The organism is Veillonella parvula (assembly GCF_002005185.1).
In the GTDB taxonomy this organism is placed as follows: domain Bacteria; phylum Bacillota; class Negativicutes; order Veillonellales; family Veillonellaceae; genus Veillonella; species Veillonella parvula_M.
Map to the genome: position 1 here is coordinate 1807746 of NZ_CP019721.1, position 22662 is coordinate 1830407.

Consider the following 22662-nt stretch of genomic DNA (forward strand, 5'->3'; position numbering starts at 1 on the left):
ATTGCAAGTACTAATTTTGATTTTTTGACTTTTTAGATATTATTTGACTTATTAGACTGTTTAATAATGAGATTACATGTTTCTATAATAGATATTTGTTTATTCATACTTAAGGTGCGAATGCGATTATACGCTTCCGCTTCAGATATAGAATATAGTTCCATTAATATACCAGTTCCCTTTTGAATGATTTTACGATCTTCTAATGACTGTTCTAACTCAGCCATCTTTTCGCGCAACTGAGCATCACTTTTATAGCGACCTAAAGCCATCTCTAAGGTAGGAACTAACTGTTCCTCCCGTACTGGTTTAATTAAATAGCCATATACACCAGAATCTCGAGCCTTATCGATTAAATCTTGCTGGCTATAACTTGTTAATAATACTACAGGTGCTTCATGGTGAAAGCCAATTTGACGTGCCGCCTCAATACCATCTAATTCTGGCATCTTAACATCCATCAATATAATATCTGGCTTATGTTTTTTACAAAGTGCTAAAGCTTCAACACCATTTGTACCTTCTGCAACGACTTCATGACCACAAGACTCAATAATATCTCGTAAATCCATACGTATTAGGGATTCATCATCCACGATTAAAACGCGCATTTATGCCTCCTTTTTCATATATATCGTCACCAATACACCTGTTCCAGTATTTTCTATGGATAAACTTCCTTTTAATTCATGAGTAACTAAATTATTAATAATTGTTAAACCTAACCGTTTATTAGACGAAACAGAAAAATCACTAGGCAATCCTTTTCCGTTATCTGTAAAAGCCAGTTTAATTGTACTACCTGCATTAGTAACTGCTAGATGAACATTTCCACGATTCCCGTCTAACCCATGTTCTAAGCTATTCGTAATCAATTCATTAATAATAAGAGATACATAACTTGCCATATGAGAAGAAATTAGCATATCTTCGCCACTATAAGTAAAAGTAACCTCTTGGTCTTGTCGCACCATACTCATACGCAACAAACGACATAATTCATCGTAAATTGATCGTATACCAATATAATCCTCATCGTAATGAGACACTATATCGTGAACTAGAGCCATGCTCTCGATGCGATTAATCCCCTCTTGGAGTGCTTGCTTTACATCTGGCAAGCTAGAGCGTCTCGCCTCCATACGCAATAACCCTGCTACAGTTTGTAAGTTATTTTTTACACGATGATGAACCTCTTTGATAATGGAATTTTTAACCAATAATTCTTGTTGCTGTTTACTTTCACGAGTACAATCATGAAGAACTAAAAAGCACCTCGTTTCATTGCGCCCCATAGCAATAGGAATCATGTGCTGACGAATTACCATATCTTGATAGATTTCTTCATTTATACGTATACTTCTATCTAATAATACCTGCTGTATAGCGGACATCTTTAAGGTACTGCTAAAAATTGATGAACCTACCAAGCGACGATCAAAGCCTAATACATCTACTAACTTCATAGCTGCATCGTTAGCATACAGTATTTTATAAGTGTCGTCGAAAATAATTAAACCATCAAAATAGGACATGGGTTCGTAAGACAATATTTGTTCATCAGTAGCCGTCAGCATAAGACGTTGCATCGTATCAGACAAAAGGTATTCTTGCTCATATTGTTCTGCCTTAATAGATGGTGATAATGTAAAAGATATCCCCCCAATAATACGACCTCCGTTGTCTACGATAGGAAAGACATATTGACGCTGCTTGTCATCTAACCCGATAAGTGGTTGACCATCTTTCATCATAGCATGCCACGTATGACTGCCTTTTAAATGACGTGTAGTAATCCCTTGATCACTGCGTTCTATGCATAGCATATCTGCACATTGTTGTAATCTCTCACCTTGTCCTGTCTCTAGTAGGGGTGTAAAAATCTGTATCCTTTGACGAGTTAAAGACTCGCCAAAGGATATGAGTTTACTAATATGCTCAAGTAATGAGGTTTGTAATGGTCCTAATGGTGTTCTATTTAAAATATCTTGACCAATATCCACGATTAATCCTCTTTCCAAGATACGTATCCAATTTCAACACTAGGCTTTGCATTCAATGTTAAATCGCCAAATTTTCCAGCCTGCGCCATATAATAAGCTCGACATCCAATCATGGCAGCATTGTCAGTAGACAATATTTTATGTGGTTTGTAATAAGTAAAACCTTCTTCTACACACATAGCTTCTAAAGCCTTTTGTAATCCTTTATTAGCTGATACACCGCCAGCAATAGTAATACGACTTTCACCTAAAGTATGTGCGGCATCTTTCATCTTTTCTACTAACACATCTACGATGGCCTTTTGAAACGATGCAGCCACATCAGCTTGATTGATAGGCTCATTCTTTTGTTGCTTACTATTTAAATAGTTTAAAACTGCGGATTTCAAACCACTAAAGCTAAATTCAAAATTACCTGGTTCACTTAAAGCCTTTGGAAATTCAATAGCCTCTGAATTCCCTTCAGTGGCAAGGGCATCGATATGAGGACCCCCTGGATAAGGAAATCCCATAACCCGTGCAATCTTATCAAAAGCCTCACCAGCTGCGTCATCTCGTGTTTGACCAAGAACATCAAAATCTTCATATCCTTTTACATGTACTAACATGGTATGACCACCAGATACAACAAGACTTAAAAACGGAGGCTCCAGTTCTGGATTAGCTAAAAAGTTAGCAAAAATATGACCTTCCATATGGTGCACTGGCACCAAGGGAATCCCTGTAGCAAAGGATAACCCTTTTGCAGCAGCTATACCAACTAATAAAGCCCCTACAAGACCTGGCCCATACGTAACACCAATATGATTGATATCTTGTAGAGTCACATTCGCATCACGTAATGCTTGGTCTATAACAGGTATAACTTGTTCTATATGATGACGTGATGCAATTTCAGGTACAACGCCACCAAATTTTCTATGTATTGGTACTTGGCTTGAAATAACATTAGACAAAACGGTGCGCCCGTCCTTAAGGACAGAAGCAGAGGTTTCATCACAGCTACTTTCCAAGGCTAATGTGTATATACTCATTCTATTTCCTCTGAAACGAGAGACATAATATAAGCATCTTCCGTAGGCTCTGAATAATAATCTTTACGAATTCCTTTTACAGAAAATCCTAAATTTCTATACATAGCCAATGCTGCTAAATTAGATATGCGCACCTCTAAGAAAATTTCTTTCATACCTCTCGTAAGACATTCATCTATTAATTGCTTGGTAAGTTTTGATCCATATCCCTTACCTCGTGCGGAAGGAATAATAGCGATATTCGTGATTTGACCTTCATCGTATACAAGCCAAGCACCTGCATATCCAACAATTTTGTTCTCCTCACAAATTACCATATATAATTTATTTGATGCCCCTTCTAACTCAACGAGAACAGATTCTAAACTCCAAGGAACAGAAAAAGACTGTTGTTCAATAGCATAGATAGCTTGAGCATCATCTATTGTAGCCAAACGAATCTCCATTATTCGACTCCCGCTGCCTCAGTAACTATAACTGCAGGATTTTGGTTCAACATTTCAGGATTATCCTTATGGCGTTCTTCCCATAACACTTCTGCTTCTGAGCGTCGAATATAATAAGGAACCATATCCATAGGATCAGAACTCTCTTCAGAGTCTACCAATCTACGGCCAGCCAGTAATAGAGAACTAGCTTTTGGAATACGTTGCGAGATATCTAAAATTGTTAAATTTGTATCACTTTCATCTAATAGCTTTTCTATTCGCTTAACGCCATCCCCAAGGAACACTACATGTTCTTCAGATGCTCGGAGTCGATCTAATAAATCATTAGCAGCAATGACAAAAGGTTCCTCTTTACAAACCAATTCATTATCATCATATTTGTAGATACCTGCATAAACATGTTTTTTCTGAGCATCGATAACAGTACAAATCGTACGGTCCGTATAAGCCACATTACGAGCTAAACTGTCCATGGTCATTACACCATATAAAGGAATTTGTAAGGCATAAGCCATAGCTTTAGCGGTCCCCATACCAATCCGTAACCCTGTAAAAGAACCGGGTCCAATGCTAACCATAATCCCTTTTAATTCACTTTTTTCAACTTGACAGGTCCGTAATAACATATCAATATGAGGTACCAACTGCTCAGAATGAGTCAATCCAGCTTGAATGGTCAATTCCCCAATTAGGCAACTTTCATCCATTAAAGCCACACTCGACACAAGTGAGCTCGTCTCAATTCCCAACCACATATGGGCCTCCTATTTCTACTAAATCATCCGCTGTAAGGTAATCACTAACTAATGTAATGGATCGGCTTGTATCATCAATGCGCGTTAAATAAATCCATAGTGTTTCATCAGGCAATTCATGAGGAAATTTATCAGCCCATTCTACAATGGATACGCAATCTTCTGTATACTCATAAAAGCCAATATTTTCCAGTTCACTAATATCTTCCAAGCGATATACGTCAAAATGATATAAATGAGTTCGATTCACATCATAGGTATTCATGATGGCAAAGGTAGGACTTGTAATTTCTTCAGTAACCCCAAAGCCCTTTGCAATTCCTTGCGACAAATGTGTTTTTCCTGTCCCCAAGTCACCAATGAGTGCTATACAAAGAGGGTCCCCATTATGTTTAACCCATTCGCCTAATAATTGACCAAATTGTTGTGTGTCTTTTACTGTATGAGTCTTTAAATGAACCTGTACCTTATCCTTCATGAAAATGATTATATCCTTTCGCTTCTACAGTCTTAATCGTTTTATCAGATGTTACCATTTGAACCCGTGGGGGGCCAGATAAAACTTCTCCTATCAACGTAATGCCTGCTAGCTTTTCCAATTCCGAAAGTAGTGATTTTGGCGCCGTAAAGACTAACTGAAAGTCTTCTCCACCATACAAAGCATAATCTACTGGATTAGTTTGTAAATGCTTAGCTAATTCGTAAGTCTCCTCGTGTAGAGGGATTGCTTGTTCTTCAAATACAATGGAAACATTACTAGCTGTAGCAATTTCATTCAATTCACTACCTAGTCCATCGCTAATGTCATTCATACTATGGATACCAAGCTGTCGCAATTTTTGCCCCAATTCAATCTGTGGTTCGGGACGTTGATGCCCCACTTTGGTCATATCATAGCCTACTAAATTATATGATAACGCTCCTAAGCCTGTAGCTGCATAACCTACATAGTTTGTAACACCTACAACATCTCCTACTTTCGCACCACTTCGCATAACCGCAGTGCCTTTAGGAACCTCTCCGATAATTGTTACAGTCCAAACCATGGGCCCTTCTGTACGTACCGTATCTCCACCCAATATATTGAGTTGATATCGCATACATTGATCTTTAATTCCCCTATAAATTTCATCAAGAATGACTGTATCAACATGGTCTGGTGCGGCTACAGATAATACAATTTGTCTAGGAATGCCACCCATAGCCGCAACATCACTTAAATTAGCCGTCATAAGGCGATACCCTACATCATAGGGCATCATATAGTGAAAGCTAAAATGAACACCTTCCACCATTGTGTCAGTGCTTATCAATTGCTCTGTATTTTGTTCTGCTTTATAAATAGCACAATCATCACCAATACCATACACTACAGTATTAGGATTATATATTGTGTTATCTTGAATTTGGCGAATGAAATTAAATTCCCCTACATCTTTTAATTGCATCTGATCACCTAGTTTCCGTTTATTACTTATTGTATTGTAACATATATAAAAGACAACAAAAATAGCAGATAGTTGATATAACAACTATCTGCTATAAATGTCTTTAAAAGAATTATTTTTTAATTAGATTCGTCATTCTCTTAACAGGTTCTTTAGTATCAAAGGAACCTACAGTTGGCACTTTTTTACCATTATTGACAAATAGAACACCATTAATATTATCAAAGGATGTCAATGTATTTACAATAGCAGCCATTTGTAATTTAACAGTTAAGTCTCCGCCATTACCCTTTACGAATGCATCATTTACTTCAACAGAAGCAATACCATCTTTTACAGTAACAGATGTAATTTCAATATCCTTAGAGAAGACTGGATATTTTTGTGCTCTATCGGCATTTAACATTGCTAAAAGAGCTGCTTTAGGCGTAACTTTATTCGCCTCCATCTCAACGGTAGTTTGTTTTACCCCAGAACCATCCTCTGTAGGAACAAAGAAGGCCATCTTAACCTTTTCTTGAGATACTTTACTTGTTTCTGCATCCTTATTGACTTTCGTCTCTTGCGTAGGTTCACTTTTACCTGTTGTAGGAGCTTGTTCATGTGTACAACCCACTACAAATGCCAGCATACCTACACAGAGAATCGATAGAACTTGTTTACGTAATTTCATCGATTAACCTCCAAAGTAATTAGCAATACCATTTGCAATGCGGTTAGCAAAGTCTTCTTGAGTTTGAGGAGATTGTAGCACACGTTCCTCATTAGGGTTAGAAATAAAACCAAGCTCTACAAGAATTGCAGGCATATTAGAATGTCTCAACACGTATAAGTTACCTTCTTGAATGCCACGATCACCATTGAAACCAGGTGTGTCAGCAATTTGAGATTGTACCTTTTGTGCTAATCGAGCATCGTTACCAGTTTTGCTATAGTAATATGTTGCAATACCACCAACGCTAGGATTATTAAATGCGTTGATATGAACGCTCACAAGAACATCAGAATTACTACGGTTAGCCACGTTAACACGAGCCCCCAATTCATCAACACCACTTGCATTAGGACCATATACATCTACATCGGTAGTACGAGTCAAAAGTACTTTAGCACCACGATTTTCTAAAGATTTTTTCAAATACATAGAAATTGGTAGTGTAATGTTTTTCTCTTGTACACCGTGAGGTCCAATAGCACCAGAATCACTACCACCATGTCCTGGGTCAATAGTAATTGTTTTGCCAGATAAACCGCCACTAGTAGAGTATTTACCAGATCCTGTAGGTACATTTTTTGCTGGATGTGCAGATTGAGATGGCTTTTTACCATAGTAAGCAGGCTTAGCTACAGCACCTTTTTTCTGAACATCAACAACGATACGATACGGTTTCTTATTAACCGTATCTTTTTTCAAGGAAAAAACCTTTACATCACTAGTATCAATAGATGAAGGTGTCTTGATTGTTACTTTAACGTCTCTGCCATCTTGTGAAAGTTTAGCAGAGCTAGCAATAGCTGAGTCCATAGAAATGTTCTCTTTAGCCGTCTTTAGCTTTGTATTCTTTAAAGTAACAGTCGTAGTTTTCCCATCTTTGCTAATTGATGCAGATGCCTTTATAGGTGCCGATAAGTCCATAACAATACGAACATATGGTACAGGTGCATCTGTTCTAGTCACCCATCGAGCATCTTCCAAATTAGCTGCCTTTGCTTGAGTCAATAATAAAGGTATCGCCATCAAGACTGCAAGGCACATTAAAAATAGTTTACGCAATACATTCACTCCAATCTAACTGACATACATAGTGTCCAAACCATAGAGATGAGTCGATGATATTTTTATCTATCAAAATCTCATCGTTCCAATCTATCCATAAACTAATGTTAGATTATAAATAGATTATTTCATACAAACATGAAGATTAGTATGCCGATTACACATATTACTATATAAAGACCTTATACAGAATACACAAAAAACAGTTTCATAAAAATAATTTTTTGTATAAGTAATCAAAACTAACGTTCAGTTGTAATTTGCCATTCATTCCCATCCGTACTAATATGAATACGTCCCATCGTATCTGTACGGTAAATAGCAATATTATTTTCCTGCAAGCGACGTAATGTCACATCGTGAGGATGACCATACTTATTATACATGCCATTTGAAATTAATGCACTTTCAGGCTTAATAGATTTCAAAAAATCTTCAGAGCTACTTGTACGAGAACCGTGATGACCTACCTTAAGAATACGAGCAAACAATCTGGAATTCTGCTCTTTTATAAGTTTTTTCTCTTCTTGCCATTCAGCATCACCCGTGAAGAGCATAGAGAATTTACCGAAGATTAATTTACCTACAATAGAATTATTATTAAGATCTGTCTCCCCTTTTTTATCAGTTAAAGGTTCAATCCAAGGAGCATATACTACAAAGACAGCACCATGTCCAAAATCAACTACATCTCCACTTCTCAAAGTAGTTCGTTGAATTTTATTTTTCTCAATCCACTTTTCATAAGTTTTGTACATATTATTATCAACGGCAATACCATCATCATATACATGTTCAATAGGCATAGCCTTTGCAATAGCATAGAAACCACCCATATGATCAGCATGAGGATGCGTGATAATAATATTTTTCAGCTTTGTTACCCCCATAGTTTTAAGTTGAGCTACAATATTTTCACGATGTTCTATGTCACCAGTATCGATCATGCTATACTCATCGCCTACCTTAAGTAATATAGCATCCCCCTGACCAATATCTAGCATATATACATCTAGATTACCTTCAGGGGTAGTCGTTTTAGTATCGATCGAGTAAGCCCCATTAGCGTTAGTAGTTGCTTGATTTGCTGCGTTTGCTACATCATTATTTGTGCATCCTGCAATGGCAAAGATAGGAATACATAATACCAACAAGAAAGCTATAAAGCGTTGTATTCTATTTGTCATTCATAATCTCCCAATAATTCACTAACCACGAAGCCTAAAGAAGCACTGACATCACTCGGAGTATAACCCCAACTCTTTGTTTCATTCAGAATATCTGCACTACGACTATGTACATATACACCGAGAACAGCACTATCTTGTAGTGAATAACCCTGACTTATAAAACCAGCAATTACACCAGTCAGTACATCTCCCATACCGCCAGTACCCATGCCCGCATTACCAATAGTATTTACATACACTGTTCCATCAGGTAATGCCACAATTGAAGGAATTCCTTTTAGTACAAGAGTAACTTGATGAGCCTTAGCAAATTCTCTAGCCAACATGATATAATGACGCTCAATCCATTTAATAGGTAAATCAATAAGTCTACTAAATTCACCTAAATGCGGTGTCATGACACAATATGGAAGTTCTTTTTCCACTGTATATGCAAACTCAATATCACCATCTCGCAAAGCATCTTTATTAACACAACCAACATGTCCCAATGCATACAAAGCATCAGCATCTAGTACTAATGCTCCTTCGTAAGCATCTAAGATATGCTCCACTAAATTACAGATTTCACGGGTGCGACCTAAACCAGGTCCCATAGCAACAACTTGGCGACAATCAAAAAGTTCTTTATTAGTCTCTGTGGAAGTAACCATCACCTCAGGTATGACACGGCTTTGTACAATCTGTTTAATTATTTGGGGTACAGCTAATGTTACTTTACCAGCACCACTATGAACTGCCGCTTCAGCAGCCAAAATAGGGGCTCCTATCATATCATTTGAACCACCAATAATTAAAGTGTTTCCATTGACACCTTTATGCGCCATTGGAGTACGATAGTTGATAATTTTTTCTGCTAAATCAGAATCAATGGTTATAGTTCTAACACGTTCACCCAGTACCTGCTGCCAAGGAGCACCCAATGGAGCAACCACAGCGGTTCCTCCTATAGCCTTTCCGGGATATAATAACAAACCTTGTTTGATAGCTCCAAAAGTAACAGTATAATCATAGGTCAGTGTGCCTTCAGTTACATGACCAGTAGTAGCATCCAAACCTGCAGGTACATCAATAGCCCACAAATCAAAATTATACTGACTACGCATAGTATCAATATCATTTAATATATCGATGGTCACCTCTCTTAACCTTCCAGTAAAGCCCGTTCCCATGATGCCTTCCACAGCGATGGCTACGTTGGACCAATCATTGAATTCATCATACATATCGATGCTACAGCCCATAGCTTTGCAGCGCTCAATTTGCACTGCAAAAAGATCACTACACTTGTTTATATCTCCTACTAGTACAATTTGTGCTGGTACGCCTTGCTCCATAAAATGGCGAGCCGCTACAAGGCCATCTGCCCCATTATTACCCGTACCACATATGAATAAAACAAAACTATTTATGGAACGACCATTATTCAGGGAAAATAAATCGTACTCTCCCCATAAGGCATCTACGATACCACGTCCAGCATTTTCCATGAGGATTTCTAAAGAAATTCCTAATTGCTTAGGAACCTCTCGATCTATAAATCGAGCATCTTCTGTAGTTAAAATATTCATCTTATGCTCCTTCAAGTATAACTGTACTCATTGCATAATCCTTGCAATGACTAATCGATACATGAATATCAGTATAACCTGATGTTTCGTAAATATCTTTGAAAGTATCTTGTAAACGAATTAAGGGTGCGCCCCATTCATCATGATAAATCTCTATATCTTGCCATGATCCATACCTCATCCCTGTACCTAAAGCTTTAATAAAAGCCTCTTTTGCAGCATATATACCTGCAAAGGATTCGTAGCATCCTTTATTCCGACTTTTACAATATTCAATCTCATGAATCGTATAAACGCGCGCTTTAAATGAACTTGATTTCTCTATAGCTTGACGTATACGGTCAATCTCTATAATATCATTCCCTAATTTCATAATAGCTCCTAAAATACTCTAATACTATTATTATACACTCATAAAGGGGATTAAAACATAGGTAGTATCTAGACATTTACCGAAAATGGTAGGCTAGACAAACTATATATTTCAACTTTACCTTTGCGATTAACCGCCATATACATTTGACCATTTCGACAATCCATGTCTTCTACTTCCATTCCAGAAGCATAAGGGCTAATATTTTTAACAACTCCCTCTTCATCGACGTATACAAAGGTTGTCAACGTCGTAAATAAAGTATTTCCATTAGTTGCGTAAGCACCGTTATTATTTAAGTTTGTATGATTAGCATCAATTTTATAAGAACGAATACGATTAAAATTGGAGTCGTAATAATTAATTGTCCGTTCAGAGTTTGTTAAAGGCACAATTGATACATATTCATTGCGTACTTTATCATATGCAAAATTAAAAACTTTCTCTTTTAGTTTAATCGGTGCTTCAACAATCATGCTATCCGCTTCAATAGGAGTAAGGTTATATCCATTTACAACAGCATTTGTTGTATAGTAACGATTATTAACAGAATTATAAGTTAAGGTATTCATATGACCTAATAAACTTTTATAACTATACTCATATTTTGCAACAACAGTAAAAGTTTTTGGATTAATTTCATAAATAATTTGCTTCGTATTATCTGAATTAATACAAGCTAAAGCAAAAACGTCTTTTTTGGAATTATAACAAAATCCTTGGCACTGATTTACAGATCCATCTAATGGTATTTCTGCCAAGCGAGATAATGGCAATGGCATCTGTACAGCGCTAACCTGTTGAGTAAGTTTAGGAATATCAAAGATATTTGTAATATAATCAATTACACCTTGATCCATACTGTCACCTCATGAAATTAATAATGTATATTATAGTATATAAATTCATAAATATAAAAATAGGCGGTAAGACAAAAGTCTTACCGCCTAATGTTGGTGCCGGAGGTGGGACTTGAACCCACACGGTGTTACCCGCTTGATTTTGAGTCAAGTGCGTCTGCCATTCCGCCACTCCGGCGTATCGGAACATTTGTTATTATACAGACATCCCTAAGCAATGTCAACATATTTTTTATATTTCATCTAAAATATTTTGAACCCTTTTCATATCCGTATCACATTGTTGTTTCCATGTGAGTGCGACACCTGTAATATAGCCTTTACGGGCAAATTCTACATCCGTAGGAACACTTTCAGCACCATAGTCTAGCTCGCCAGCTAACCAATAATAATCCTGTCCTCTTGAATTAATACGAGCTTCGATAATATTACTGTAGGTTTGTAAGCCTTGGCTCACCATTTTAAAATGATCCCAATCACATGTGCCACGTAATGGGAAGTTCACATTTAGTAAACCGCTAAACTGGCCCGCCACATAAATTTTCTCAATCAATTCATGTATAAATGGATGCATCTCGTCTCCCCGTTCAACAGAATATCTCTCAACAGATAATGCTAAACCGGGAATACCGTAAAAACCACTTTCCATAGCTGCCGAAACAGTGCCGGAATACAATACATCAGAGCCTAAATTAAATCCATGATTAATTCCAGAAATTACAAGATCTGGCATATCATCAGTCAATAAATAACTGAGACCGAACTTCATGCAATCGGACGGCGTTCCCGTTAGAGCATAAAGGCGAGGATTTTCATCCTCGCCATTGCAAGCATCTAATTTCAATGGAACCTCGGTCGTCAATGCATGAGATTTAGCACTTTGCTCATTAGCAGGTGCTACAACGGTAATTCTATAATATTGACTTAAATACGATGCAAGATGACGTAAACCATCTGCTAAAATGCCATCGTCATTACACATTAAAATATGCATAGTCACTCCTACAGATTCTATTTTTCATTCTTATTCATATTGCCCATACGTGTTAATTTAACATCATCTAAGCCCACAGCTCTCGTATGGACTGTATGAGACCATACCTTATTATGACGGCGGAACCACCCTAAAATATTTACTGGAATCCAAGAGTAAACAAATAATGGATATAGTAAATAGTAGAACCAAATCTTTGGTGGTACCTTGATTTTCAACAATACAATTAATGGGAATAGATATTGACCAACACCTATAATTGTCCATACAGACATAGGCATAATTTGATACAAAATATTTGTATAAATTGGAGTATACGCATTGATGTAGGATAACACCAAGTATACGGTTGTCAACAATAAGAAATAAGGTTGACTCACTTGGAATATACCATCCAAAATCATAATATTCCCTGTTTTGATACCAATAGCAAATAATTTAGGAATATATCGACCCGCACAGTCAAATTGCCCCTGAGCCCATCGTAAACGCTGTCTGCAAGAAGCCATCATAGTCGTAACCTTTTCATCATATACGATAGCATCATGCCCCCAACAAGTACGGATACCATGAGTCAATAGTTTCATGGAAAATTCCATATCTTCGGTTAAGCTATTGCAATCCCAACCGTATTCGCGAATAATAGATGTACGAATACACATGCCTGTACCACCTAAGGCCGTAGATAATCCAAGACGATATTTTGCTAAATGCCACATATGGTTAACCATCCAAAAGGCGATAGAGAACGTACCGGCTACCCAAGAGTCAGTTGGATTTTTAGAGTTCAAGTAACCTTGAATTACAGACTCACCTTTTTCAAGATGATCATTCATTTCTAACATAAATTGAGGATGTACTAAATTATCGGCATCAAAAATCAGAAATGCATCATATTTCCGATCCATTTGTTCTACCCGATCAAACATCCACCCCATGGCATAACCTTTACCTATTTCTTGTTTATTTTCACGTACATGTACATTACCGCCAGCAGCACTTGCTACTTCCGCAGTCTTATCTGTACAGTTATCGGCAACTACAAAAATATCGTACAGATCATCTGGATAATCTAGGCCACGTAAGTTTTTAACTAACTCACCAACAACAGCTTCCTCATTATGAGCGCATACAACGATGGCAAAGGAATTTTTAGGGGTATAATTTTTATGTACTCGCGATCGCCACATACCTACGACAGCGAGTATAAAATAATAAACCGTATAAATTACGATTATTACCTGCATAGGAATCAGTAATAGATCCAGTAGGTAATTCATACTATTCTCCTCCACACATCTATTTACGCACTATATTTAAAGCCCCGTTAATAAGCCCAAACATTACATAGCCAGCAAAAATCATAACGGCCCATGTATGCCAATCATACACGAGACAAGCTACAACAAATATGGCTGTGAGTACAATAGAAAGCTTATTGATATAAATCTCACTTTTACCTTTAAAATCGGGATATTTAACTTCACTAACCATAAGGAGACCTATACCAATCATACAAACTACCAACACAAATTGAGGTACCGATACGCCACACAATACGTAGGTCGCTGCTAAACATCCAGCGGCTGGAATTGGTAAACCTTCAAAATAGCCATGAACTTCGTCAGTTTTAATATTAAATCGCGCTAAACGAAATGCACCAAGCACTGCAAAAGCTAATAGTGGCACATATGCAATCCATCCTAAACCATATAATTCTTTCATATAAAGCATATAGGCAGGCGCTACACCAAATCCCACTACATCAGACAGAGAATCAAGTTCCCGGCCCATTGGTCCTGCAACTCCTAAAGCTCTTGCTACACGCCCATCTAACCCATCTGCTACTAAAGACAATAATATACATATGGCTGCGCAGAATGTATTATTAGTAGCAGACAATGTAATACCAAGAACACCAAATGCTAAGTTTGCACTAGTAAATAAATTTGGAATAATAGATTTATTCATGTCGTAACCTCCCGATAACAGTATCACCACCTGTAATATGTTGACCTTTTTCCACGAACAACTCTACATCCTTATCCATATAGAGCTCAGTACAGGAACCGAACTTAATCATCCCGTACAACTGACCACGTTCAAGTACACTATCTAGGTCTGTCCAAGATACGATACGTCTTGCTAAAAGGCCCGCAATTTGCGTTACTAATACGGAAGTACGATCATTTTCAATACAAATAGTATGACGTTCATTTTCAAAACCTACATCATCTTTGAATGCTGGTAGGAAACTACCCATCGTATAGTGACGGTACGTAATTTTACCATCAATAGGCGCACGATTAGCATGTACGTCAAAAACAGATAAGAAAATAGTTACTTTTTTACACTCTTTATGTAAGTAAATATCTTCGTATACATCAGAAATATCCATGATTTTACCGTCCGCTGGGGATAAAATCAAATCTGGATCTTGAGGGATTACACGTTTAGGATTTCTAAAGAAATTGACGAAAAATAATGCCAGAATAAATGAAATAATCGCAATTACATAATGTCCTAAATATCCTAACACCACAGTGATAATGAGCATAGCTCCTATCAGAGGAAACCCTTCCTTAATTATTGGTCCTGTAGGCACGATTCAACACTCCTCTATTTATTTCTAATAACGGTCCACATAAACTTTGGAATAGCCAACATGCGGCCAATCCGTTGAGGTTCTAAATATAATCGATACAACCATTCAAGTCGATTTTGTTGCATCCATTCTGGGGCCCGAGGAATATTACCTGCCAAGACATCAAAGGAACCACCAATTCCGATGGCAACTACGCCATTGAGGTGACTCAACTTTTCTGCAATCCATTGTTCTTGCTTTGGCACACCTAAGGCAACAAATACTAATTTTGCCTTAGATTCAGCTATAGATTTAATGATTTCTTGTTCCTCTGCACTATCAAAGAATCCGTCATGAATTCCTGCTATATTTAATACACCTACCTGAGCAGATACATTATCAATCGCTCGTTGAGCAACACCAGGTGCCGCCCCCAAGCAGTATACAGGAATTTGATGAGTCGCCGCAACTTTAAACAATTCCATAGTTACGTCTACACCTGTTACGCGTTCAGGCACATGTTCTCCTTGACGCTCTGCAGCCCACAAAATGCCAGCCCCATCGGGAACGACGAGACTAGCATTATTCAATATGGAGTGCAATGTAGGATTTTCATTAGCCAACATAACCATTTCTGCATTAGCCGTTGCTACTAAATGTAGCCCCGGCTGTTCAGTTAATTGCAAAATACGTTGGACTGCCTCATCCATTGTGACGCAATCGATAGGCACAGATAAAACAGAAATACGTTTATTCAATGTAATACTCCATTATCAACCACTATAATTTGGTGCTTCAACGGTAATGCTTACATCATGCGGATGACTTTCTTTCAAACCAGCCGCTGTAATTTGAATGAATTGAGTGTTTTCAATCATTTCTTGGATGTTATGACATCCACAATACCCCATACTTGCACGCAAACCACCAACCATTTGGAAAATTGTATCGGCCAACATACCTTTATATGGTACACGACCTTCTATACCTTCAGGAACTAATTTCTTAGCTTCTGTTTGGAAATATCGATCTTTACTACCGAGTTTCATAGCCCCTAGACTACCCATGCCTCGATATACTTTATAAGAACGGCCTTGATAAATCACTGTTTCTCCAGGGCTTTCATCAGTACCCGCTAAAATATTACCCATCATAACTACATTAGCACCAGCCGCAATAGCTTTAGCAATATCTCCAGAATATTTAATCCCCCCATCAGCAATGATAGGAACTCCATAGCGACGCCCCACTTGAGCAGACTCATAGACTGCTGTGATTTGAGGTACCCCAATGCCAGCAATGACACGAGTTGTACAAATAGACCCAGGTCCTATACCAACCTTAACTGCATCAGCTCCAGCTTCGATAAGAGCCTCAGTGCCTGCTGCAGTTGCCACATTACCTGCAATTACAGGAATGTGAGGATACGCTTGTTTAATGTCCTTCAACGTACGAAGAACACCTGCAGAATGCCCATGGGCAGTATCAACAATAATTACGTCAGCTTTAGCAGATACAAGCGCATCAAGTCTATCATACAAATCTTGAGAAACACCTACTGCAGCACCAACTAATAATCGGCCACTACCATCCTTTGCTGCATTTGGATATTTAGTCGCTTTTTCAATATCTTTAATCGTAATTAAGCCTTTTAAGTTACCGTCGCCATCTACAAGAGGTAATTTTTCAATACGATGTTCGCTTAAGATAGCTTTCGCCGCTTCAAGAGATGTACCTTCCGGTGCAGTAACTAGGGAATCTTTTGTCATACATTCCCCAATTTGTCGGCTTAAATCAGTTTCAAAACGCATATCGCGATTTGTAATGATCCCTACTAGTTTACCATGTTCTGTGATAGGTACACCAGAAATTTTATATTTTTCCATAAGTTCTGCTGCATCGGATAGTAAATTTTGAGGGCTTAAGAAAATAGGATCAACGATAACACCGTGTTCAGAGCGTTTTACCTTGTCAACTTCATGAGCTTGCTCTTCAATAGACATATTTTTGTGGATAACGCCAAGACCTCCTTCACGAGCCATAGCAATCGCCATCCGTGATTCAGTAACCGTATCCATCCCAGAACTAATCATAGGAATATTTAATGTAATGTCACGAGTTAATTGAGTTTTTAACTCTACTTGATTAGGCAGTATATCAGAAGCTGCTGGTATTAATAATACATCATCAAAAGTTAGTCCACGCATACCGAATTTATCGTCTCTCATATTTCTTTCCTTTCCGTATAATAAAACAAAACTACGACCCGCCTAGTCCCTATGGACTAGGCGGTCAGTCGTAGCCTTAGCGTTCAGACCGCAAAATGCCGCCTTCCATATAATCGTCTTTTTTCATATCTACGAAGATAACTTTTACTGCATCAGCAGGAACATTTACGATATCAACCGCAGCCTTTGTAATTGCTTCACCTAATTGTTTCTTTTGTTCTTTTGTACGCCCTTCGACGAGCTCTACATGAATAATTGGCATATTAACCTCCATAGATGAAAAATGAAATAAATTGTTTGTTCTATTATACGGTATGAAGGACATATAGACAAGGAAAAAGCCAGATAAAATCTAATATTATCGATGCTTATATACTTATTAATCCTACCTCTTAATTATACAATATTCTTAGAAATTTTTCACCAAATCTTTTTTCTAATTCTTCTTTCATGATAGATTCTAATTTTTCTATTCCGAATTGATTTGCAAAATCTAGTACATCCTTGCGAGCCTCTACTAAAATTTCAATATCTTTGATAATATTAGCAACGCGTAAATCTGGCAGCCCCGATTGAGCTAATCCAAATAATTGACCAGATCCGCGAAGCAATAAATCTTGCTCTGCAAGCTCAAATCCATCCTGGATTTGTTCCATCAACTTTAAGCGCTCTTGACTTACATCATTTTTAGAATCACTAACAAGAATGCAATAGGACTGATGAGCGCCACGACCTACACGGCCCCGCAGCTGATGTAGCTGAGATAGACCAAATCGCTCTGCCCCTTCAACGCACATAATGGTCGCATTTGGCACATTAACCCCCACTTCGATAACTGTTGTAGAAACAAGTAATGAAATTTCACCCCTATAGAAGGCATTCATCACTTCATCTTTTTCACTCGGCTTCATACGACCGTGAACGAGGCCCACTTCATAGGCCTTATAAAAGTACTCTTTTAATTCTAGATACAATTCCTCAGCGGCTTGCAAGTCTAATTTTTCGGATTCTTCTACAAGAGGGCACACCACGTAGACCTGACGCCCCTCTGCCATTTCCTTACAAAAGAAAGTGCGTAATCTCTCTTTATAAGAACTATCTACAGCATATGTTTTAACAGGTTTTCGCCCTGGTGGCATTTCTTTAATTAAAGATACTGCTAAATCTCCATATACGGATAATGTCATGGTACGAGGGATTGGTGTAGCCGTCATGATAAGTACATGAGGATATGTTCCCTTCTGTTGCAATCTCGCCCGTTGATCTACGCCAAAGCGATGTTGCTCATCGACGATAACAAGGCCTAGATTATGAAAATTAACCCCCTCTTGAATAAGAGCATGGGTTCCAATAATCATATGAATTGTTCCATCAGCTAAGCCTTCATAGATGCGTTCTTTTTCCTTTTTCGTGGAGGATCCAGTTAATAGTTCTATAGTAATACCTAAATTAGCACATACAGTTTGTATCCCTTCATAATGTTGAGCCGCTAAAATCTCCGTAGGAGCCATAATTGCCCCCTGATACCCATTTTCGATGGCTTTTAATAAACTCAGGGTAGCCACAACGGTTTTACCAGAGCCTACATCACCTTGCAACAACCTTTGCATAGGTCGTTCGTCTTCCATATCGATACGAATATCCTCTAATGCTCGTTGTTGATCACCTGTTAAGGAAAACGGTAAATTCTCTATACACTGAGCCATTAGTTCCCCATTTGGTCCCATTTTAGGCCCTCTGTGGCATTGTTCTTTATTTCGCAACAAAGCTAAACCAGCTTGCATGACGAACAACTCTTCATAGGCCAATTGATAACGAGCCTTTTCATAGAGCTCTGAGGAGTCTGGGAAATGCATCATCTTAAAAGCATCATAGCGACTCATATAATGATGATCATCACGAACCTCCACAGGTAAAATCTCTGGTAATTCATGGTTAGCTGCGAACCAATTACGTACAGTTGAACGAACCACAAACTGAGATACCCCATCAGCAAGCGCGTAAATAGGAACGATACCTCGATCTGGTTCACCACCGTCTCCTAAGTTTTCCATTTGCGGTGTATTCATTTGCATGGAACCATATTGAAACTCAGCCTTACCATATGCATATATACGTTGTCCTTTTTTGTAAAAGTTTTTTTTATACCCTTGATTAAACAAAACAATCTTCAAAGGACCTGTGCCATCTGCAATGACCACCTCTAAAATAGACAATCGAGGGCGAGGGCGTTTCTCTTGTACAGCAATAACAGTACCTACGATACCACCTGTCATACCTGATTTTAAATCACCAATTCTATAAATCGTACGCCGGTCTTCATAGGTTCTGGGAAAGTAAGTCAATAAGGATGTAACATTGGTAATTCCCAATTTATGCAATTGTTTCTCACGACCAGGACCAATTCCCTTTATAGTCGTCAATCGTTCATCCATAAGAACTCCTTTAAATATACGATAAACACATGAGATATATCCAATTTTTGTATATCCTTGTGTAAAAGTCCATTTATATCTTAGAATATGATATATAGTATACCTTATATTGTAGTATATTTCATAAAAAGAGCAATATGTACGACAAAAATACTTGCTTTAAGCTATTCTTTATGATAATATACTTTTGTTATGTTATAGATTAAGCTTGGAGGTGGAAACTATGGCAAACCTTTGCGAAGTATGTGGTAAATCCACATCTAGCGGTATGAACGTGAGTCATTCTCACATTCGCACAAGAAAAACTTGGAAACCGAACATTCAAAGAGTACGGGCGGTTGTAGACGGTGCTACAAAAAAAGTAAACGTATGCACTCGCTGCCTTCGTTCTAATAAAGTTACACGCGCGTAAAATAAAAAGTACATGTACTCTTTGGGGTTCTAGAGCCCCAAAAAAGCAGTTAGTTCATTTTGAACTAACTGCTTTTTTTGTTATTTATAATGTAATATTTGGAATATAATATTGCTTAAATAACTTAATAGCATATTGATCTGTTAAGCCTGCTACATAATCAACTACATCACGTGTAGAGTAAAACGCTTTACCTGTTTCACAGCCTTCCATATCATCAGGGTGTTCCATGAAGTGAGTAAATAGATTTTTCACCACATGGGATGCCTTTTTGCGATCCGGAATTAAAGCTGGTGCCAAATATACATGTTTAAACATAAATTGACGGAATAGATTCATCGTCATTTCCACATCAGCAGACATAGATATAGCTGGCTTATCCAAGGATTCCCGTACCATATCCTCTACCATTGCAGTAATCATACTGGATGGAGTCATACCAAAATGTTCGCGCACTTCAAAAGGCAACGCCTCTGCCGTCAACATACCTGCTCGCTGTGCATCATCAAAATCATGGCACAAATACGCAATACGGTCTACAATACGAATAATTTGACCTTCCAAGGTCACAGGAATTGTAGCTCCTGTGTGACCTACGATGCCATCTCGAACAGCGGTGGTTAAATTGAGTCCTTGATGATCACCATGTCTTTCTAATACCTCAACCATGCGTAAACTTTGCTCATTATGATTAAAGTGCCCCACCATATCTCGCAATGCATATTCACCTACATGACCAAATGGTGTATGTCCCACATCATGACCCATGGCAATAGCTTCCACAAGGTCTTCATTTAAACGTAATGCACGAGCCACAGTACGACCGATTTGACCTACCTCAAGGGTATGAGTCATGCGTGTCCGATAATGGTCACCTGGCGCAATATATACCTGTGTCTTATGCTTTAACCGTCTAAAACATTTACTATGAATGATGCGATCCCGATCGCGTTGAAACGCGGTTCTAAGTGGATCAGGCTTTTCTTCTATATCACGGATTGCATCGCGGCTTTTAGCAGCATAGGGAGACAGAAACAAAACCTCCCTCTCCTCTATTTGTTCACGTATATTCATTTACCCTCCGACGCGCGATTTTTATCAATCAATTGCATGACAAGAGAAGCTGTTTCTTCAATGGATTTATTAGAAACATCTAACACTTGGCAGTGCAAACGACGCATAATAGCCTTTGCATAATCCAATTCAGATTGAATACGCTCAATAGATGCATAATTTGCTTCGTCTTCAAGACCAATAGCGCGTAAACGTTCACTACGAATATTATTTAATTTGTATGGATCTATAATAAGGCCCACGATTTTTTTTGCCGGAATTTTGAATAATTCCTCTGGCAACGGTACCTCTGGCACTAGTGGCAAATTTGCGGCTTTAATCTTTTTGTACGCCAAGAACATGGACAATGGTGTCTTACTAGTTCTAGATACACCAATAATAACTATGTCGGCCTTTTCAAAACCAGATGGATTTTTACCATCGTCATATTTCACGGCAAACTCAATAGCTTCAACCTTTTTAAAATACTCTTGGTCGAGCTTATGAACCATACCTGCTGTCATACGCGGTTTAGTAGTCGCGATAGTACCAACTGCATCGAGAACAGGCCCCATGATATCCACAGCCGGAATATTATATTCAGCCACCTTCTCATGCAAATACTTACGTAAAGACGCAGACACAATGGTATGGCAAATAACATGATTCCCACGTTTTGCGTCGTCTATGACCTCATCAATTTGGCTTTCACTATCAATATAAGGAACACGGACAATTTCAATTTGCTCCTTATCATATTGACTCGCCGTAGCTCTCGCTACAGCCTCAGCAGTTTCCCCCAGGGAATCCGATATTGCATAAATAATTTTTTCTGCCATTCTATCAACCTCAGTGTATGCTACATTCTAAAAATACTTTTGCTACCGTCGTTTTTGATACACGGCCCACAACCTTTAAACGTTTCTTGTTACCTATATCCTCACGAACGACGACAGGTAAACAATCTACTTCATAATCTATCATTTTCTGTGCAGCCTCTACCAAAGTATCGGTAGGCTCCACCGCTATAACCTTGCTTACAGGGGTCATAATCATAGATATAGGCATGGTATGCGAATCTGTTTGTCCCATAGAGGCGCGTAGTAAATCTTTTCTAGATACCACACCTACTAGGTATGAACCATCACACACTAATATGGTACCTACATCCTCTGTAAATAATGTGACAATTGTATCATACAAACTCGTATCCCCATTGACCACAACTGCTTGAGATAATACATCACTTACCAGAAATGACTTTAATCGCTCAGCCGTTTGTGTTTCTTTTGAAAGTCCTACATAGTAATAGCCTACGTTTGGACGTGCATCTAACACACCTAACATGGTCAATACAGATAAATCTGAGCGCAACGCAGATCTTGTGACTTCTAAATGTTCAGCAATAGCACTACCTGTTACAGGACCTTCTTCACGAACGATTTGAGCAATTTGTTCTTGTCGTTTCGACAGTTTCACACGGTAACCCCCTTTCA

General features: G+C 38.1%; 25 protein-coding genes and 1 tRNA gene. 1 reads left to right on the forward strand and 25 read right to left on the reverse strand.

Annotated features, from left to right (window positions below; all coding sequences use genetic code 11):
- Nucleotides 1-32 precede the first annotated feature (32 nt).
- The 22 genes from B1A77_RS08350 to recG all read right to left on the reverse strand — a co-directional run bounded on the left by B1A77_RS08350 (nt 33) and on the right by recG (nt 19701).
- Nucleotides 33-611 (reverse strand): ANTAR domain-containing response regulator, encoded by a 579-nt coding sequence (locus B1A77_RS08350; RefSeq protein ID WP_077708476.1) that lies wholly within the window; start codon nt 609-611, stop codon nt 33-35.
- A complete protein-coding gene (locus B1A77_RS08355) occupies nt 612-2003 on the reverse strand; it encodes a sensor histidine kinase (RefSeq protein WP_077708477.1) in 1392 nt (463 codons plus the stop codon).
- 2 nt (nt 2004-2005) lie between these two features.
- On the reverse strand, nt 2006-3037 hold the full coding sequence (gene tsaD / locus B1A77_RS08360) for a tRNA (adenosine(37)-N6)-threonylcarbamoyltransferase complex transferase subunit TsaD (RefSeq protein WP_077708478.1): 1032 nt from the start codon (nt 3035-3037) through the stop codon (nt 2006-2008).
- Complete coding sequence (rimI, locus tag B1A77_RS08365) at nt 3034-3483, reverse strand: ribosomal protein S18-alanine N-acetyltransferase (RefSeq protein ID WP_004696055.1); 450 nt, start codon at nt 3481-3483, stop codon at nt 3034-3036. The genes tsaD and rimI overlap by 4 nt, the downstream gene beginning before the upstream one ends.
- Nucleotides 3483-4241, reverse strand: a complete 759-nt coding sequence (tsaB, locus tag B1A77_RS08370; RefSeq protein WP_077708479.1) for a tRNA (adenosine(37)-N6)-threonylcarbamoyltransferase complex dimerization subunit type 1 TsaB — start codon at nt 4239-4241, stop codon at nt 3483-3485. Before tsaB ends, rimI begins: the two co-directional genes overlap by 1 nt.
- Complete coding sequence (tsaE, locus tag B1A77_RS08375; protein WP_077708480.1) at nt 4225-4719, reverse strand: tRNA (adenosine(37)-N6)-threonylcarbamoyltransferase complex ATPase subunit type 1 TsaE; 495 nt, start codon at nt 4717-4719, stop codon at nt 4225-4227. Before tsaE ends, tsaB begins: the two co-directional genes overlap by 17 nt.
- Nucleotides 4709-5689, reverse strand: a complete 981-nt coding sequence (gene thiL / locus B1A77_RS08380) for a thiamine-phosphate kinase (RefSeq protein WP_077708481.1) — start codon at nt 5687-5689, stop codon at nt 4709-4711. Before thiL ends, tsaE begins: the two co-directional genes overlap by 11 nt.
- Nucleotides 5690-5801: 112 nt before the next feature.
- Nucleotides 5802-6362 (reverse strand): GerMN domain-containing protein, encoded by a 561-nt coding sequence (locus tag B1A77_RS08385; RefSeq protein WP_077708482.1) that lies wholly within the window; start codon nt 6360-6362, stop codon nt 5802-5804.
- Nucleotides 6363-6365: 3 nt separating this feature from the next.
- Nucleotides 6366-7463 carry an N-acetylmuramoyl-L-alanine amidase family protein gene (locus tag B1A77_RS08390; protein ID WP_077708483.1) on the reverse strand — a complete coding sequence of 366 codons (1098 nt, stop codon included), beginning with the start codon at nt 7461-7463 and terminating at the stop codon, nt 6366-6368.
- A gap of 245 nt (nt 7464-7708) precedes the next feature.
- Nucleotides 7709-8653 carry a ComEC/Rec2 family competence protein gene (locus B1A77_RS08395; RefSeq protein ID WP_077708484.1) on the reverse strand — a complete coding sequence of 315 codons (945 nt, stop codon included), beginning with the start codon at nt 8651-8653 and terminating at the stop codon, nt 7709-7711.
- Nucleotides 8650-10227: a bifunctional ADP-dependent NAD(P)H-hydrate dehydratase/NAD(P)H-hydrate epimerase gene (locus tag B1A77_RS08400; RefSeq protein WP_077708485.1), complete on the reverse strand. Its 1578-nt coding sequence runs from the start codon at nt 10225-10227 to the stop codon at nt 8650-8652. The genes B1A77_RS08395 and B1A77_RS08400 overlap by 4 nt, the downstream gene beginning before the upstream one ends.
- A gap of 1 nt (nt 10228) precedes the next feature.
- Entirely contained in the window at nt 10229-10600 is a 372-nt protein-coding gene (gene acpS / locus B1A77_RS08405) for a holo-ACP synthase (protein WP_077708486.1), read from the reverse strand.
- A gap of 68 nt (nt 10601-10668) precedes the next feature.
- Entirely contained in the window at nt 10669-11460 is a 792-nt protein-coding gene (locus B1A77_RS08410) for a hypothetical protein (protein WP_008601125.1), read from the reverse strand.
- Between the two features lie 94 nt (nt 11461-11554).
- Nucleotides 11555-11638: transfer RNA gene (locus B1A77_RS08415), tRNA-Leu, on the reverse strand.
- 54 nt (nt 11639-11692) lie between these two features.
- The gene (gene surE / locus B1A77_RS08420; protein WP_004697320.1) at nt 11693-12454 is read right to left on the reverse strand and encodes a 5'/3'-nucleotidase SurE; all 762 of its coding nucleotides are present in this window, start codon (nt 12452-12454) and stop codon (nt 11693-11695) included.
- A gap of 17 nt (nt 12455-12471) precedes the next feature.
- Nucleotides 12472-13734 carry a glycosyltransferase family 2 protein gene (locus tag B1A77_RS08425; RefSeq protein ID WP_077708487.1) on the reverse strand — a complete coding sequence of 421 codons (1263 nt, stop codon included), beginning with the start codon at nt 13732-13734 and terminating at the stop codon, nt 12472-12474.
- A gap of 19 nt (nt 13735-13753) precedes the next feature.
- Nucleotides 13754-14425 carry a CDP-diacylglycerol--serine O-phosphatidyltransferase gene (gene pssA / locus B1A77_RS08430; protein WP_077708488.1) on the reverse strand — a complete coding sequence of 224 codons (672 nt, stop codon included), beginning with the start codon at nt 14423-14425 and terminating at the stop codon, nt 13754-13756.
- On the reverse strand, nt 14418-15059 hold the full coding sequence (locus B1A77_RS08435) for a phosphatidylserine decarboxylase family protein (RefSeq protein WP_004696080.1): 642 nt from the start codon (nt 15057-15059) through the stop codon (nt 14418-14420). The genes pssA and B1A77_RS08435 overlap by 8 nt, the downstream gene beginning before the upstream one ends.
- 14 nt (nt 15060-15073) lie before the next feature.
- A complete protein-coding gene (locus B1A77_RS08440; RefSeq protein ID WP_077708489.1) occupies nt 15074-15796 on the reverse strand; it encodes a WecB/TagA/CpsF family glycosyltransferase in 723 nt (240 codons plus the stop codon).
- Between the two features lie 15 nt (nt 15797-15811).
- Entirely contained in the window at nt 15812-17266 is a 1455-nt protein-coding gene (guaB, locus tag B1A77_RS08445; RefSeq protein WP_004696085.1) for an IMP dehydrogenase, read from the reverse strand.
- A 76-nt stretch (nt 17267-17342) separates the two neighbouring features.
- Nucleotides 17343-17528, reverse strand: coding sequence for a 4-oxalocrotonate tautomerase (locus B1A77_RS08450; RefSeq protein WP_004696087.1), 186 nt, complete (start codon nt 17526-17528; stop codon nt 17343-17345).
- A gap of 130 nt (nt 17529-17658) precedes the next feature.
- A complete protein-coding gene (recG, locus tag B1A77_RS08455; RefSeq protein ID WP_077708490.1) occupies nt 17659-19701 on the reverse strand; it encodes an ATP-dependent DNA helicase RecG in 2043 nt (680 codons plus the stop codon).
- Between the two features lie 223 nt (nt 19702-19924).
- On the opposite strand from recG, the gene rpmB reads away from it, so the two are divergent.
- Entirely contained in the window at nt 19925-20113 is a 189-nt protein-coding gene (rpmB, locus tag B1A77_RS08460; RefSeq protein WP_008601135.1) for a 50S ribosomal protein L28, read from the forward strand.
- 84 nt (nt 20114-20197) lie between these two features.
- Here the strand turns inward: rpmB and B1A77_RS08465 are convergent, their stop codons facing one another.
- The 3 genes from B1A77_RS08465 to B1A77_RS08475 are packed head-to-tail and all read right to left on the reverse strand — an operon-like array spanning nt 20198 to nt 22645.
- Nucleotides 20198-21187, reverse strand: coding sequence for a deoxyguanosinetriphosphate triphosphohydrolase (locus B1A77_RS08465; protein WP_077708491.1), 990 nt, complete (start codon nt 21185-21187; stop codon nt 20198-20200).
- Nucleotides 21184-22005 carry a pyruvate, water dikinase regulatory protein gene (locus B1A77_RS08470; RefSeq protein ID WP_008601139.1) on the reverse strand — a complete coding sequence of 274 codons (822 nt, stop codon included), beginning with the start codon at nt 22003-22005 and terminating at the stop codon, nt 21184-21186. Before B1A77_RS08470 ends, B1A77_RS08465 begins: the two co-directional genes overlap by 4 nt.
- A 10-nt stretch (nt 22006-22015) precedes the next feature.
- A complete protein-coding gene (locus B1A77_RS08475; RefSeq protein ID WP_237301761.1) occupies nt 22016-22645 on the reverse strand; it encodes a helix-turn-helix transcriptional regulator in 630 nt (209 codons plus the stop codon).
- Nucleotides 22646-22662: the final 17 nt, after the last annotated feature.